The sequence below is a fragment of the Gilvimarinus sp. 1_MG-2023 genome (genome assembly GCF_030548285.1).
Genome location: NZ_JAUOSC010001359.1, coordinates 1 through 252 on the forward strand (window position 1 = coordinate 1; position 252 = coordinate 252).

The following is a 252-nucleotide window of genomic DNA, read 5'->3' on the forward strand; positions in this document are numbered from 1 at the left end:
GTATAGCCCGATTTCACTCTAGGCTTTAAATCATGATCACCGTCTTCAAAATAATAGACCTTACATAAAGGTGAAATATCATAGTTTTCTATTTCACTTTGGTCTCCTAAAGCATCTCTATCACCTTGAAGAATAAGTGTAGGTAAGAGAGTTTCTTGTAAAGGCTCTAAACGAAGCTTTTCAGGCTTTTTTTGAGGATGAAAAGGATAGCCAATACAAATTACGCCCATGATGCCTGCTGAAGCTTTTTCG

Annotated in this window: 1 protein-coding gene; it reads right to left on the reverse strand. The window is 36.9% G+C overall.

Annotation, left to right across the window (positions count from 1 at the left end):
- The coding region (locus Q4563_RS21280) for an alpha/beta family hydrolase (RefSeq protein ID WP_336623071.1) at positions 1-252 on the reverse strand (252 nt) is incomplete at both ends.